We start from the raw sequence: 13,559 nt of genomic DNA, 5'->3' as shown, positions 1-13,559 counted from the left end.
ACCGGCACCGCCGGACGCTTACCGCTAGAATAGCCGGACAATTTTTTCAGGAGGTGGCCGATGCAGGCTCTCGACGCGTTGCTCAACCGTGTTTCCGTCCCACGATTGCTTGATCCGGCCCCGACCGCCGAACAGCGTGAAGTGCTGTTCAACGCGGCAATGCGTGCGCCGGACCACGGCCACTTGCAGCCGTGGCGCTTCCTCACCGTCGAGGGCGCAGCACGGGAACAGATGGGCGAGTTGCTGGCCGAAGCGGCGAAATTGCAGGACGGCGAGGTTTCGGAAGCGGCGCTGGACAAGGCGCGTAACGGGCCGCTGCGGGCACCGCTGGTGGTGGTGGTCATCGCGCGGGTGCAGGATCACGTCAAGTATCCGAAGTCCGAGCAACTGCTGGCGGCGGGGTGTGCGGCGCACGGGATTTTGCTGGCGGCGTACGCCCAGGGAATCGGCGCAGTCTGGCGCACCGGTGAGCTGGCCTATTCGCCCCATGTGGCCAACGGCCTGGGCCTGGCGGAAGGCGAGGAGGTGATTGCCTTCCTGTACCTGGGGACACCGCAAAAGGAACCGCGTGTGGCGGAGAAAGAAAATCTGGGGAAATTTGTCAGCGCCTGGCCGGGCAAGAGCTGATACAACGATCAAATGTGGGAGCGGGCTTGCTCGCGAATACGGTGGGTCAGTCAATATCGATGGTGACTGACACCCCGCTTTCGCGAGCAAGCCCGCTCCCACAAGTGGTCAGGACTGGACGACGGCCCCCGGCACCAGCGGCAACTCCAGGCTGGCAATGAACCCGCCGTCGGGATGATTGGCCAGCACCAGGCTACCCCCATGCCGCTCCGCCGCGCGGCGGGCGATGGCCAACCCCAGGCCATGCCCTGGCGCGGTTTGCCCGGGAGCCCGGTAAAACGGCTCGCCCAACTGGTTCAGGTGTTCGGCGTCCACGCCGGGGCCATGGTCGCGCACCCGAACCACAATCCGCTCGCCTTGACGCAGTGCCTGCAATTCAATCGATTGCCCGGCCGGGTTGAACCGCTGGGCGTTGCGCAGCAGGTTGTCCACGGCGCGCTCGATCATCGTCGGCCAGCCTCTGAGGTTGAGGTTCGCTTCGGCGTCCAGCTCGACGGTCTGTTCCGGCGAGCCCAGTTGTGCGTCCTTTTGCAGGGTATTGAGCAGCGCATTCAGATCGACCTCTTCAGCGCTGGCATTGTCGGCGTCCACCCGGGCCAGCACCAGGATTTCGCTGATCAATGCCTCGAGCCGGTCACACTCGCGGATCAGGCGTGGCCAGAGCCTTTCCCGTTCCTCGGGGCTGGCCCGCTCTGCCAGCGCCAGCGCAATGCGCAGCCGGGCAAGGGGCGAGCGCAATTCGTGGGAAACGTCACGCAACAGTTGTCGCTGACTGCCGATCAGGCTTTGCAGGCGCGCGCCCATGCGGTTGAAGTCGTTGGCCAGCACGCCGAATTCATCGCGACGGTTGGCCAGTTTCACCAGGCTGTTCTGTTGGTAGGTGGTTTGCCCCAGGTCATGCACTGCCCCCCGCAGGCGGCTCAGTGGACGGGTGATGGACAAGGTCACCAACAGGCTGAACAGGGTCAGCACCACCAGGGCGATGCCCAGTGCGCTGAGTGGCCAGAGCAGGCTTTCGCGGTGCCACGCGTCCAGTTCCGGGTGGGGGATGCGGTAGATCAGCAGGTAGGTGTCGCCGGTCTTGGCGCTGGTGTATTCATCGGTCAGACGGCGCCAGGGCAGGCGCCGGTCATCGTTGTTCTGGCGCGCTTCAAAGGCTGCGGCGCGGCGCGGAAAGGTGCCGCGAACGACCGGGTCGCCGCTTTCGTTGAGCACCTGGACGTCAATGTGGTACTGGCGTTTGCGCTGTTCGAGGATGTCCTGGGCTGCTTCCTCGCCCTGGGCTTCGTAGGTTTGCGTCCACTCCTCGGCCAGGGTGTTGAGGCCCGGATGCCGGCTGAGAATCCAGGCATCCTGATTGAGCATGTGCCCGAGCAGGATGGACAGCCCTGCAACCAGGGTGATGGCCAGCCAGAAGCTGGCCAGGATTCGCCAGAACAATGAACGCACAGAAAGCCCTCGAACTTGCACAGTCCATGTGGGAGCGAGCCTGCTCGCGATGGCGGTGGGTCAGTAAAACGTTGTCGACTGACACTCCGTCATCGCGAGCAGGCTCGCTCCCACATTTTTAATGTCAACGAACCCGGCGGGTTCAGCCGCCGGGTTCGGGTTAGCGCATTATTGCGCTTTTTGCGGTTGTTGCGCTTTCCAGGCCTTGAATTCAGCCCATTCGGCACGGCGTTCCGCCTGTTTCTTCTGGATCTCGTCGAATTTCTTCTGTTGATCCGGTTTCAGCAGAGCCCGTACATCCGCTTCGGCTTTCTTGTGGTTGGCCGCCATCTCGTCCTTCATGGCCTTCTGGTCTGCTGGCGAGAGTTTCTCCAGGTACTTGTCGACGACCTGCTTACGCTCGTGCATCTGTTCGCCCATGATCTTGCGGATCTGCTCGCGTTGCTCGCGGCTCAGGTCCAGTTGGCTGTACGGGCCTTTGCCGCGCATCTCGTGCATCTGGCCACCGTGGCGTGGGCCGTCCAGCGGGCCACCCATCGGGCCGGTGCCTTCAGGCATGGCCATGGCAACGGTGGGCAGGGCCGCAGCGAACATCAGGGCGATAAGAGTCTTGCGCATGGTGAATCTCCTTGTCTCGTTCCCGGTACGTTCCGGATGAGTTCAGATTACGGAGTTCAAGGTCAGCGGCGGTCAGCGGAGCGTAAAGCTTGGGTAAAGACTGTTTTGAGCGGTTCTTACAAACGCCGGCCCCTCGTTGACGTGCATCGCGAGCACGCTCGCGCCTGCAAGCGTTTCACCGATGCCCCCTCAGAGGCTGTAGTAGTAACCCCGGCTGCGCAGGGCGACGATGCGGGGGCGGCCGTCGGGGTGGGGGCCGATTTTCTTGCGCAGGTTGCTGACGTGCATGTCCAGGCTGCGGTCGTACAGGGTCAACTTGCGGCCGAGGGCGATCTGCGCCAGTTCCTGCTTGTCCAGTGGCTCGCCGGGCTGCTTGAGCAAGGCTTCGAGCAAACGGCTTTCGGACACGGTGAGGGTGAATTCCTGTTCATCGATACTGACCACGCCGCGCACCGGGCTGAAACACAAGTCCCCCAGTTCGAGCTGACTGGACACCGCCGCCGGATGGCTGCGGCGCAACACCGCGCGCAGGCGGGCAGTCAGTTCCCGTGGATCGCAGGGTTTGGCCAGGTAATCGTCGGCGCCCAGTTCCAGGCCGAGGATGCGGTCCAGCGGTTCGCCGCGGGCAGAAAGCATCAGCACCGGCAAGTCCGGGTGGTCGCTGCGCAATTGCTTGAGCAGTTCAAGGCCGCTGCCGTCGGGCAGCATCACGTCCAGCACCACGGCGGCGGGGGACGTTTCGGCCAGTGCCCGGCGGGCGCTCTGGCCATCGTGGCAGGCACGCACCAGGAAGCCTTCCTGGCTCAGCCAACTGACCAGCAGCTCACACAGCTCCTGATCGTCATCAATTAATAACAGCTCGCTCATGACTCACTCAATTTAGCCATTGTCGACGTTTGCGACTTGCACCACTGGCGAAGATACCGCAGAGCAGGGCCAATAGCGCAACTCCCGCACCGATCACGAACCATTGCTGCTGGTCGGTGAGAAAATGCTGAAGCGGACTGCCGGCCTGGGCTTCCTTGAGTTGCAGCTTCAATCGCTGGTTTTCTTGGCGCAAGCGGCCCAGCTGGGCGCTTTCACGTTCGGCATCGGCATTCTGCAGTTGTTTGCTCAACTCTTCCCGTTGCTGTTCGCTTGCCTTCAAGCGTTGCTGCAACTCGGTGATCTGGGCGCCGGCGCTCAAGGACAGAGGCGTCGAGTGGCTGCCCTCGGTGCTTTCTTCACCATGGGCGGGTGCCACCATCGACAACGTGACCAACATCAGACACAACGGACCTTTGCGCATGGCAACTCCTGAATTCCAATCGAGTATTGGGCAGGTTGTCGGCAGGCAAACGAGAATAATGAGCGATTGAGAGCGCGATGAACCGAGAAGGTTCATCGCGGCGGGAGATGTTAAGGCAGGACTTGCTTGAACGGCTTGACGGTCACGTTGGCGTAGACGCCCGCGGCGACGTACGGGTCGGCGTCGGCCCAGGCCTGCGCGGCGCTCAGGGAATCGAATTGCGCGACGATCAGGCTGCCGGTGAAACCCGCCGCGCCTGGATCGTTGCTGTCGACGGCCGGATGCGGACCGGCCAACACGATGCGGCCTTCGCCCTTGAGCGCCTGCAGGCGCTCGAGGTGTGCAGGCCGTGCGGCCAGGCGGGCTTCCAGGGAGTTGGCGACGTCTGTGGCAATGATTGCGTAAAGCATGTCAGTCCTCGGTTTTTGGCGTGGTGGTCTCGGCGTCGTGCAGATGGCGCGACAGATAAATGCCCTGGGCGACCAGGAACAGCACCGTCATGCCCAGGCTGCCGAAGACCTTGAAGTCGACCCAGTAGTCCTGGAACGTGAACGCGACGAACAGGTTGGCCGCGCCGCAGAACAGGAAAAACGCGATCCAGGCGATGTTCAGGCGCGTCCAGACCAGGTCGGGCAGAGTCAGTGCGTGGCCCATGATGCGCTTGATCAGCAACTGGTCGCCGATGAAGTGGCTGCCGATGAACGCCAGGGCAAACAGCCAGTTGACCACCGGGGCTTTCCATTTCAGGAAGGTCTCGCTGTGGAACGCCAGGGTCAGGCTGCCGAAGACCAGGCAGGCGATGAGGGTCAGCCACTGGCTCTTCTCCAGCTTGCGCTGCTTGATGAAGAGCGTGCCGTAGACCACCAGGGAGCTGATGATCAGCATCGCGGTGGCACTGTAGATACCGCCTACCGTCACCTGATGGCCGGCGATGTCGACGACCCGGGGGTCTATCTTGAATACGATGAAAAACAGCAGGAGCGGGATGAAATCGATGAATTGTTTCACAGTGGCAGCCAGAAGCAGGATGTGGCGGCATAATAACAAACATATGGGCGCGCGATAGCGCCAGCTGATTTGAGGTCAAGTATCCCCGTGAACGTCGATTTGCACTGCCATAGCACCGCCTCCGATGGTGCGCTCGCGCCCGCTGCCTTGGTGGCGCGCGCGCATGAGAAAGGCGTGCAAGTGCTGGCGCTGACCGATCACGACACCGTCGAAGGCCTTGAAGAGGCCCGCAGCGCAGCAACGGCGCTGGGGATGCAACTGGTCAACGGCGTCGAATTGTCCTGCACCTGGGGCGGCGCGACCATTCATGTGCTGGGCTACGGATTTGATGTGACGGCGCCACCGCTGGTCGAGGCCATCGCCCGATTGCACGATGGTCGCTGGCTGCGGTCTGAAGAAATAAGCCGCAAGCTGGCGCTCAAGGGCATGCCGGGTGCTCTGGAAGGCGCACGCGCCATTCAACAGGCACTGGGCGACAGCGGCAACGCGCCGGCCCGGCCGCACTTCGCGGACTGGATGGTGCGTGAAGGGTTCGTCAGGGACCGCGCCGAGGCGTTCCGCAAATGGCTCGGGGCCGGCAAGCTGGGAGACGTCAAGCAACACTGGCCGAGCCTGGAAGAGACCGTCGAGACCCTGCGGGCATCGGATGCCTGGGTCAGCCTGGCGCATCCCTGGCATTACGATTTCACGCGCAGCAAGCGTCGCCGGCTGATTTCTGACTATATTCAAGCGGGAGGCCAGGCGATCGAAGTGGTCAATGGCTATCAGCCCGCCGAGCAAGTGGGCAGCCTGGCCATTCTGGCCCGCGAATTTGGCCTGCTGGTCAGTGCCGGCAGTGATTTTCATGGTCCTGGAGGCTGGTCCGAGATCGGTGAATACCGTCCGCTCCCGGAGGATCTGCCGCCACTGTGGTGTCGGTTCAAACATGACCCAATTATTGCCGCCGTCTGAACAGGTAGAGAATGTGAGTCAATTTTTCCAGATTCATCCGGAAAACCCGCAGGCGCGTCTGATCAAACAGGCTGTCGAGATCATCCGCAAGGGCGGGGTGGTGATTTATCCCACTGACTCGTCCTACGCCATTGGTTGCCAGATCGGCGACAAGGTTGCCGTGGAGCGTGTGCGTCGGTTGAGAGGCCTCGACGACAAGCACAATTTTGCGCTGATCTGCAGCGATCTTTCGCAACTCGGGCTGTTCGCCAAGATCGATACCGGTACCTTCCGCCTGCTCAAGGCGCATTTGCCAGGGCCCTACACCTTTATTCTCAACGCCACCCGCGAAGTCCCGCGCCTGTTGCTGCACCCGAAAAAGCGCACCATCGGCCTGCGGGTACCCAGCCATCCGATCGCCCTGGCGCTACTGGAAGAGCTCGGCGAGCCGCTGATGAGCGTTACGCTGATCATGCCCGGCGACACCGATCCGCTGAGCGACCCTTACGAAATGCGCCAGCTGCTGGAGCACCAGGTGGACCTGATCATCGACGGTGGTTTCGGCGGGATCAAGGCCTCCACCGTGATCAACCTCGCTGACGGCGAGCCGGAAGTGATTCGCGTCGGTTGCGGCGACCCCTCGCCGTTCATGGCCGAGGCCTAGATGTCCGCCGTGGAACCCGTTGTCGACAGTCAGGCCGGCGCTCAGCAGGAGCTGCCCTTCGCCATGGTCTATGGCCAGGCGGTCCTGGAAATGCCGCTGGACCTGTACATCCCGCCGGATGCGCTCGAGGTGTTTCTCGAAGCCTTCGAAGGCCCGCTCGACCTGCTGCTGTACCTGATCCGCAAGCAGAACATCAACATCCTCGACATCCCGGTGGCGGAAATCACCCGCCAGTACATGGGGTATGTCGAGCTGATGCAGTCGGTGCGCCTGGAGCTGGCCGCCGAGTACCTGGTCATGGCCGCGATGCTGGCCGAAATCAAATCGCGGATGCTGTTGCCCCGGGCCGAAACCGTCGAAGAGGAAGAAGACGACCCGCGCGCCGAATTGATCCGCCGCCTGCAGGAATACGAACGCTTCAAGAACGCCGCCGAAGGCATCGACGGCCTGAGTCGCGTCGGCCGCGATGTGGTCGTGCCCAAGCTCGACGCTCCGGAGGCCCGGGCGCGCAAGTTGCTGCCCGACGTCAGCCTGGAGGAATTGCTGATGTCCATGGCCGAGGTCCTGCGCCGTGGCGACATGTTCGAAAGCCATCAGGTCAGCCGCGAGGCACTGTCCACCCGCGAACGCATGAGCGATGTGCTGGAGCGCCTCAAGGGCGGTGGTTTCGTGCCTTTTATCGAGCTTTTTACCGCCGAAGAAGGGCGTTTGGGTGTGGTGGTGACCTTTATGGCCATCCTTGAACTGGTCAAGGAATCTTTGGTCGAGCTGGTGCAGAATGAGCCGTTCGCGGCGATCCACGTGCGAGCCCGAGCCGAATAACGAGTTGAATCATGAACCTGACTGAACCCCGCGAGCTGGCGCCACTGCTTGAAGCCTTTCTGTTGGCCTCGGGAAAACCGCAATCGCTTGAACGCCTGTTCGAACTGTTCGAAGAAGGCGAGCGGCCCGAACCCCCCGTGTTCAAGAAGGCACTGGCCCTGCTCGCCAAGTCCTGTGACGGCCGTGCCTTTGAATTGAAGGAAGTGGCGTCCGGTTATCGCCTGCAGATTCGCGAAAAATTCTCGCCCTGGGTGGGCCGCTTGTGGGAAGAGCGGCCGCAGCGCTACTCCCGCGCCATGCTCGAAACCATGGCCTTGATCGCCTATCGCCAACCCATTACCCGTGGCGAGATCGAAGACGTGCGGGGCGTGGCGGTCAACAGCCACATCGTCAAGACGCTGCTGGAGCGTGAGTGGATTCGCATCGTCGGCTACCGCGACGTGCCGGGTAAACCGGCGATGTTTGCCACGACCAAGGCGTTTCTCGACCACTTCAACCTGAAAAACCTCGACGACTTGCCGCCGCTCGCGGACCTGCGTGAGCTGGAACCCGACCCGGTGCTCGACTTCGATGACGCGCCGGTGCCCGCCGGCTTGCAGGCGCTGGCGGATGCCAGCGCCGAACCGGAGGAGCCACGGGAGGAAACCAGTTTCCACACGCTGTTGCTGGAACTGGACAGCATGGAAGAGGGGCTCAAGACCGATTTTGACGACGTGTTGCGCGATGGCGAGGTGCCTGGACCTGATTCGCCTGATGTTCAGCCGCAAGCCGACGGCGTGCAGATTGAGCCTGAGGTTGAAGTCGAGCCCGAATCCGAATCCGAATCCGAACTCGAATCCGAACCCGAGCCGGAGCAGGACGACGATATTCTCGGCGTTGCCGAGGCCCGGGAAAAACTCCTGGCGGCCGTCGCGGCCCTGGAGCAGCCCAAGCCTGAACTCAGCGATGAGGAAGCCGAAGCACTGGCGCTGGCCGAAGCCATCGAAGCCGAACGCCGCGAGTTCGAGGACTGACGACAAGCTCCGGGACCACCGACAGTCGGTGTGGGAGCGAGCCTGCTCGCGATAGCGGTGGGTCAGTCACCGGGATGTTGAATGAGCATCCGCCATCGCGAGCAGGCTCGCTCCCGCAGTGGATCATCCAGATTCAGTGCTGCCGGCCAGCGGAAAAGCCATTGATCGTGCCTGGATCAACTACTCTCTGATGCGCAAACGCTTGCATGAGCGTATGATTCGCGACCCTTCGGCGATCCCTTCGCCCAGGCCACAGGTTTACAACACTTCAGGCCCAGCCTGAACAGACCACACCGGGAGGTGCCCAGATGAGTATCAACGAACAGAACGACGACCAGCCAATCGGCCCAGCAGGCGAAAAACTGCAGAAAGTCCTCGCCCGTATCGGCGTCGGCTCGCGCCGTGACGTGGAGGCGTGGATCAGCCACGGCCGGATCAAGGTCAATGGCAAAGATGCCACCTTGGGTCAACGTGTCGATATGCACGACGCCATCACCATCGATGGCAAGGTGATCAAGCGCGAAGAGGCCGCCGAATCGGTCCGCCGCGTGATCATGTACAACAAGCCCGATGGCGAGATCTGCACCCGCGTCGATCCGGAAGGTCGTCCGACCGTGTTCGACAAGCTGCCGCGTCCGAAAGAAGGGCGCTGGATCAACATCGGCCGCCTGGACATCAACACCACCGGCCTGCTGATGTTCACCACCGACGGTGAACTGGCCAACCGCCTGATGCACCCGTCTTTCGAGATGGACCGTGAGTACGCGGTGCGTGTGCGCGGTGAAGTCGACGACGAAATGATCGAGCGCCTGAAAGCGGGTGTCGTCCTCGAAGACGGTCCGGCGCGTTTCACCGACATTCAGCAGGCACCCGGTGGCGAAGGGTTCAACCACTGGTACCACTGCGTGGTGATGGAAGGTCGCAACCGCGAAGTGCGTCGCCTGTGGGAATCCCAGGGCCTGGTGGTCAGCCGCCTGAAGCGCGTGCGTTTCGGCCCGGTGTTCCTCAATTCCGACCTGCCGATGGGCCGTTGGCGCGAAATGAGCCAGTACGAAGTCGACATCCTCAGTGCCGAAGTGGGCCTGACGCCGGTGGCGATGCCGCAACTGAACGCCAAGAGCAAGGACAAGCTGGAGCGGATGCAGCGTAAATCGTCGCGGCCGATGGCCAGGACCGAGCGCGTGCGCACCCTGCGTCCGGCGGCGGACGGGCCTGCCGCCCCGCGCGCCGGTCGCGAGCCACAGCTGGAAGGCGAACGTGCGGGGCGCAAGCCGGTCGCGCGTCAGGAAGGCGAACGTGGCCCTCGTACGCCACGTCCGGCCAATGGCCGGACCGAGCGTGGCGAAGGTCGCGGTACGCCGGTCGCCGACCGTCCGGTCGAGACCAGGCGCCCGGCCAAGCCGGCGCCTAAGCGTCCGGGGATCAAGCTGGTCGACGGCGATGCGCCGTCGGGCAAGCGTCGTGGCGGACCGGCCGGTTCGGGCCAGCGTCCGGGCTTTGGCCGTCGCAAGCCGGAGTGATCGCCGGCGCCACATGAAAAACGCCAACCTTCGGGTTGGCGTTTTTTTTTGCGGGTTTTTTGTTCTCGGGGCCCCCTTGCGCGGGCATAGCGACCCCAAAAATCGCTGACTCAGAATCAGGCCCGGACAATCCCCGCAACACTGCGTTGATCAGACGGTGTCTGGCGGCAAAGGGGCAGGCGTGTACAATGCGCCCCGTTTTACCTGTGACCTCCTGCGCAGCTGCGCAACCCTCAAGGCTACCCGCTTTGTTCACTCCGCCACGTCACAAGCGTGTCGGGTTCGATTTCGTCGCAGATAAAAACAAACAGGTGACGCATGACCGTTGTAAATACGCTGAACGTGGGACCCTTTTCATGAGCGGACAAAACTCGCATTCAGGCGAGCTGAAACGCGGCCTGAAAAATCGTCATATTCAACTGATCGCCCTCGGTGGCGCGATCGGTACCGGGCTGTTTCTCGGCTCGGCCGGCGTACTGAAATCCGCTGGCCCGTCGATGATTCTCGGCTATGCCATCTGTGGTTTCATTGCGTTCATGATCATGCGCCAGCTCGGCGAAATGATCGTCGAAGAACCGGTGGCCGGCTCCTTCAGCCACTTTGCCCACCAGTACTGGGGTGGGTTCGCCGGGTTTCTGTCGGGCTGGAACTGCTGGATCCTGTACATCCTGGTGGGCATGTCGGAGCTGACCGCTGTCGGCAAATACATTCATTACTGGGCGCCGGACATCCCGACCTGGGTCACGGCGGCCGGATTTTTCGTGCTGATCAACCTGATCAACCTGGCCAACGTCAAAATCTTCGGCGAAGCCGAGTTCTGGTTCGCCATCATCAAGGTCGTGGCGATCATCGGCATGATTGCCCTGGGCAGCTATCTGCTGGTCAGCGGTAACGGCGGTCCGCAAGCGTCGGTGAGCAACCTGTGGGCCCACGGCGGATTCTTCCCCAACGGCGTTGGCGGCCTGGTGATGGCCATGGCGATCATCATGTTCTCCTTCGGTGGCCTGGAAATGCTCGGTTTCACCGCAGCCGAAGCGGACAAGCCAAGAACCGTGATCCCCAAGGCCATCAACCAGGTGATCTACCGGATCCTGATTTTCTACATCGGCGCCTTGGTCATCCTGCTGTCGCTGACGCCCTGGGACACCTTGCTGACCACGCTCAACGCTTCCGGCGACTCCTACAGCGGCAGCCCGTTCGTGCAGGTGTTCTCGATGCTCGGCAGCAACACCGCCGCGCACATCCTCAACTTCGTGGTCCTCACCGCGGCGTTGTCGGTGTACAACAGCGGCACGTACTGCAACAGCCGCATGCTCCTGGGCATGGCCGAGCAGGGTGATGCGCCCAAGGCCCTGGCGAAGATCGACAAGCGCGGTGTGCCGGTGCGTTCGATTCTGGCGTCGGCCGCGGTGACGCTGATCGCGGTGTTGCTGAACTACCTGATCCCGCAAAACGCCCTGGAGTTGCTGATGTCGCTGGTGGTGGCGACCCTGGTGATCAACTGGGCGATGATCAGCTTCTCGCACTTCAAGTTCCGCCAGCACATGGACAAGACCGGACAGACGCCGCTGTTCAAGGCGTTGTGGTATCCGTACGGCAACTACATCTGCCTGGCCTTCGTGCTGTTCATCCTGGGCGTGATGCTGCTGATCCCGGGCATCCGGATCTCCGTGTATGCGATCCCGGTGTGGGTGGTCTTCATGTGGCTGTGCTACTGGGTCAAGAACAAGCGCAGTGTGCAGCGTGAGTTGGCTGGGGCTGGGTTGAAGTAATCATTCGGATGTAAACAGCTACCCTGTGGGAGCGGGCTTGCTCGCGAAGGCGGTGTGTCAGAGCAGAATTTACAGACTGACACACCGCCTTCGCGAGCAAGCCCGCTCCCACAGGGACCGCATTCATCCCATTTTTTCGCGGTATCCTGCTGGTTCCGACACGGACGCTTTGCCATGCTGGTGATTTCCAACAACGTGCACCTGCCGGATAGCGAGATCGAGTTGACGGCCATTCGCGCCCAGGGGGCGGGTGGGCAGAACGTCAACAAGGTTTCCAGCGCCGTGCACCTGCGCTTCGACATTCCGGCCTCGTCCCTGCCCGAGTTCTACAAGGAGCGATTGCTGGCCTTGCGCGACAGTCGCATCACCAGTGACGGCGTGTTGATCATCAAGGCCCAGCAATACCGCACGCAGGAAGCCAACCGCGCCGATGCGCTGGAGCGGCTGGCCGAATTGATCCTCAGTGCCACCAAGGTCGAAAAGAAACGCCGCCCGACCAAGCCGACCCTCGGCTCGAAAAAGCGCCGGCTCGAAACCAAGAGCAAGCGCGGCAGCATCAAGGCCGGTCGTGGCAAAGTCGACTTCTAGCGGGCCGATCGTTCTTCGCGGTACTTTTCATCCAGTTGCCTCGGAACCTGCCGGTACAGGTAGACGCTGAGGATCAGTCCGCTCAACGCGGCGAGCGCGGCGAACAGGAAGATCGAGGCGAAGCCGAACCCGGCGGCAATCGCACCGGCCAGCGGGCCAGTGATGCCCAGCGACAGATCGATGAACAGCGAATAGGCACCCACCGCAGCACCACGACTTGAAGCGGGCACCAGGTTGACGGCCTCCACGCCCAGCGCCGGGAACACCAGCGAAAAACCGAAGCCGCTCAATGCTGCCCCCGCCAGGGCCCAATGGGCATCCGGCGCCAGCCACAACAGCAACAGACCCAGGGTTTCCACCGACAGGCAGGCAATCGCCACGCGAAAACCGCCAAGACGGTTGATCAGGTTGCCGAACAGCAGGCGCGCTCCGATGAAACTGGCACCGAACAGGCTCAGGCACAGCACCGCGTTGTCCCAATGTTGCGTGGCGTAATACAGGGTGATGAAGGTGGCGATGGTGCCGAAACCGATCGAGCCCAGCGCCAGGCCGCAACCGTGGGGCAGCACGCGTCCCAGCACATGCATGAACGGCAAGCGTTCACCGGCCACGATGGGCGCAGCGGTTTTCGGCCAGGCCAGGGCCAGCCCGAGGATGGCCAGCAGCACAATGCTCACGCCCATGCTCCACAACCCCATCCGGCTGACCAGAAACACCCCCAGCGGCGCACCGACGGCCAGGGCACCGTAACTGGCGATGCCGTTCCAGGAGATGACCTTGGCCGTGTTGGCCGCGCCCACCCGGCCGATGCCCCAGCCGATCGAACCGGAGCCCACCAGGCTTTCTGCGCTGCCGAGCACCAGGCGGCCGATCAACAGGCTGATGAGGCTGAGCATCGGCAGGCTCTGGGTCCAGGCCGATATCAGCATGAACACACCGCTCAGACCGCAACCGGCCAGGCCATACATCACCGCGAGCTTGCTGCCCTGACTGTCGATGATTTTCCCGGCATAAGGGCGGCTGAGCAGGGTGGCGAGGTATTGCACACTGATCACCAGCCCCGCGATCACCGCGCTGAAACCCAGTTCGCTGTGGACATAACCCGGCAGCACGGCCAGGGGGATGCCGATATTGAGGTAGCCGATAAAGGTGAAGAGGACGATGGAGACGACTTGCAGCGTGACCGCCAGGGGGCGCTGGTTTTCAGGCATGGGATAAAGGTCCACGGGAAAGCAGGATAGATAGGCTGCTTATGATAGC

At 62.4% G+C, this 13,559-nt stretch carries 15 protein-coding genes; 8 read left to right on the top strand and 7 right to left on the bottom strand.

Annotation, left to right across the window (positions count from 1 at the left end; translation table 11 throughout):
• The first annotated feature begins 60 nt into the window (after positions 1–60).
• Positions 61–627, top strand: coding sequence for an NAD(P)H nitroreductase (locus ACM6IM_RS13395; protein WP_414865362.1), 567 nt, complete (start codon positions 61–63; stop codon positions 625–627).
• Between the two features lie 108 nt (positions 628–735).
• Here ACM6IM_RS13395 and ACM6IM_RS13390 read toward each other — a convergent pair whose 3' ends face one another.
• From ACM6IM_RS13390 to ACM6IM_RS13365, 6 genes are all read right to left on the bottom strand, one after another.
• Positions 736–2,076, bottom strand: a complete 1,341-nt coding sequence (locus ACM6IM_RS13390) for an ATP-binding protein (RefSeq protein WP_414865361.1) — start codon at positions 2,074–2,076, stop codon at positions 736–738.
• A 168-nt stretch (positions 2,077–2,244) separates the two neighbouring features.
• Positions 2,245–2,694, bottom strand: coding sequence for a Spy/CpxP family protein refolding chaperone (locus ACM6IM_RS13385; protein WP_192302183.1), 450 nt, complete (start codon positions 2,692–2,694; stop codon positions 2,245–2,247).
• A 189-nt stretch (positions 2,695–2,883) separates the two neighbouring features.
• Positions 2,884–3,561, bottom strand: coding sequence for a response regulator transcription factor (locus ACM6IM_RS13380; protein WP_192302182.1), 678 nt, complete (start codon positions 3,559–3,561; stop codon positions 2,884–2,886).
• Between the two features lie 7 nt (positions 3,562–3,568).
• Complete coding sequence (locus tag ACM6IM_RS13375; RefSeq protein ID WP_201189794.1) at positions 3,569–3,982, bottom strand: translation initiation factor 2; 414 nt, start codon at positions 3,980–3,982, stop codon at positions 3,569–3,571.
• Positions 3,983–4,092: 110 nt separating this feature from the next.
• Entirely contained in the window at positions 4,093–4,392 is a 300-nt protein-coding gene (locus ACM6IM_RS13370) for a YciI family protein (protein WP_192302180.1), read from the bottom strand.
• 1 nt (position 4,393) lies between these two features.
• On the bottom strand, positions 4,394–4,990 hold the full coding sequence (locus ACM6IM_RS13365; RefSeq protein ID WP_414865360.1) for a septation protein A: 597 nt from the start codon (positions 4,988–4,990) through the stop codon (positions 4,394–4,396).
• A gap of 87 nt (positions 4,991–5,077) precedes the next feature.
• Between ACM6IM_RS13365 and ACM6IM_RS13360 the strand changes: the two genes are divergently transcribed.
• From ACM6IM_RS13360 to arfB, 7 genes are all read left to right on the top strand, one after another.
• Positions 5,078–5,941 (top strand): PHP domain-containing protein, encoded by an 864-nt coding sequence (locus ACM6IM_RS13360; protein WP_192302178.1) that lies wholly within the window; start codon positions 5,078–5,080, stop codon positions 5,939–5,941.
• Positions 5,942–5,954: 13 nt separating this feature from the next.
• The gene (locus ACM6IM_RS13355; protein ID WP_192302177.1) at positions 5,955–6,584 is read left to right on the top strand and encodes an L-threonylcarbamoyladenylate synthase; all 630 of its coding nucleotides are present in this window, start codon (positions 5,955–5,957) and stop codon (positions 6,582–6,584) included.
• Complete coding sequence (locus ACM6IM_RS13350) at positions 6,585–7,406, top strand: segregation and condensation protein A (protein ID WP_192302176.1); 822 nt, start codon at positions 6,585–6,587, stop codon at positions 7,404–7,406.
• Between the two features lie 11 nt (positions 7,407–7,417).
• Positions 7,418–8,419, top strand: a complete 1,002-nt coding sequence (gene scpB / locus ACM6IM_RS13345; protein ID WP_414865359.1) for an SMC-Scp complex subunit ScpB — start codon at positions 7,418–7,420, stop codon at positions 8,417–8,419.
• A gap of 308 nt (positions 8,420–8,727) precedes the next feature.
• A complete protein-coding gene (rluB, locus tag ACM6IM_RS13340; protein ID WP_414865358.1) occupies positions 8,728–9,939 on the top strand; it encodes a 23S rRNA pseudouridine(2605) synthase RluB in 1,212 nt (403 codons plus the stop codon).
• Between the two features lie 356 nt (positions 9,940–10,295).
• Positions 10,296–11,711, top strand: a complete 1,416-nt coding sequence (locus ACM6IM_RS13335; RefSeq protein WP_414865357.1) for an amino acid permease — start codon at positions 10,296–10,298, stop codon at positions 11,709–11,711.
• A 174-nt stretch (positions 11,712–11,885) separates the two neighbouring features.
• Complete coding sequence (arfB, locus tag ACM6IM_RS13330) at positions 11,886–12,299, top strand: alternative ribosome rescue aminoacyl-tRNA hydrolase ArfB (RefSeq protein ID WP_192302172.1); 414 nt, start codon at positions 11,886–11,888, stop codon at positions 12,297–12,299.
• Here the strand turns inward: arfB and ACM6IM_RS13325 are convergent.
• Positions 12,296–13,510, bottom strand: coding sequence for an MFS transporter (locus tag ACM6IM_RS13325; protein WP_414865356.1), 1,215 nt, complete (start codon positions 13,508–13,510; stop codon positions 12,296–12,298). The genes arfB and ACM6IM_RS13325 overlap by 4 nt on opposite strands.
• Between the last annotated feature and the right edge of the window lie 49 nt (positions 13,511–13,559).

Origin of the sequence: Pseudomonas sp. IT-P12 (assembly GCF_949767465.1) — a bacterium.
GTDB lineage: Bacteria > Pseudomonadota > Gammaproteobacteria > Pseudomonadales > Pseudomonadaceae > Aquipseudomonas.
Note: the sequence above shows the minus strand (reverse complement) of the source record. Positions and strands in the feature narration are given on the sequence as shown.

Bases quoted from the DNA above. Each gene is read 5' to 3' on its own strand.
- ACM6IM_RS13395 (WP_414865362.1), top strand. From the start codon at position 61: ATGCAGGCTCTCGACGCGTTGCTCAACCGTGTTTCCGTCCCACGATTG.
- ACM6IM_RS13385 (WP_192302183.1), bottom strand. From the start codon at position 2,694: ATGCGCAAGACTCTTATCGCCCTGATGTTCGCTGCGGCCCTGCCCACC.
- ACM6IM_RS13380 (WP_192302182.1), bottom strand. From the start codon at position 3,561: ATGAGCGAGCTGTTATTAATTGATGACGATCAGGAGCTGTGTGAGCTG.
- ACM6IM_RS13375 (WP_201189794.1), bottom strand. From the start codon at position 3,982: ATGCGCAAAGGTCCGTTGTGTCTGATGTTGGTCACGTTGTCGATGGTG.
- ACM6IM_RS13370 (WP_192302180.1), bottom strand. From the start codon at position 4,392: ATGCTTTACGCAATCATTGCCACAGACGTCGCCAACTCCCTGGAAGCC.
- ACM6IM_RS13350 (WP_192302176.1), top strand. From the start codon at position 6,585: ATGTCCGCCGTGGAACCCGTTGTCGACAGTCAGGCCGGCGCTCAGCAG.
- scpB (WP_414865359.1), top strand. From the start codon at position 7,418: ATGAACCTGACTGAACCCCGCGAGCTGGCGCCACTGCTTGAAGCCTTT.
- rluB (WP_414865358.1), top strand. From the start codon at position 8,728: ATGAGTATCAACGAACAGAACGACGACCAGCCAATCGGCCCAGCAGGC.
- ACM6IM_RS13335 (WP_414865357.1), top strand. From the start codon at position 10,296: ATGAGCGGACAAAACTCGCATTCAGGCGAGCTGAAACGCGGCCTGAAA.
- arfB (WP_192302172.1), top strand. From the start codon at position 11,886: ATGCTGGTGATTTCCAACAACGTGCACCTGCCGGATAGCGAGATCGAG.
- ACM6IM_RS13325 (WP_414865356.1), bottom strand. From the start codon at position 13,510: ATGCCTGAAAACCAGCGCCCCCTGGCGGTCACGCTGCAAGTCGTCTCC.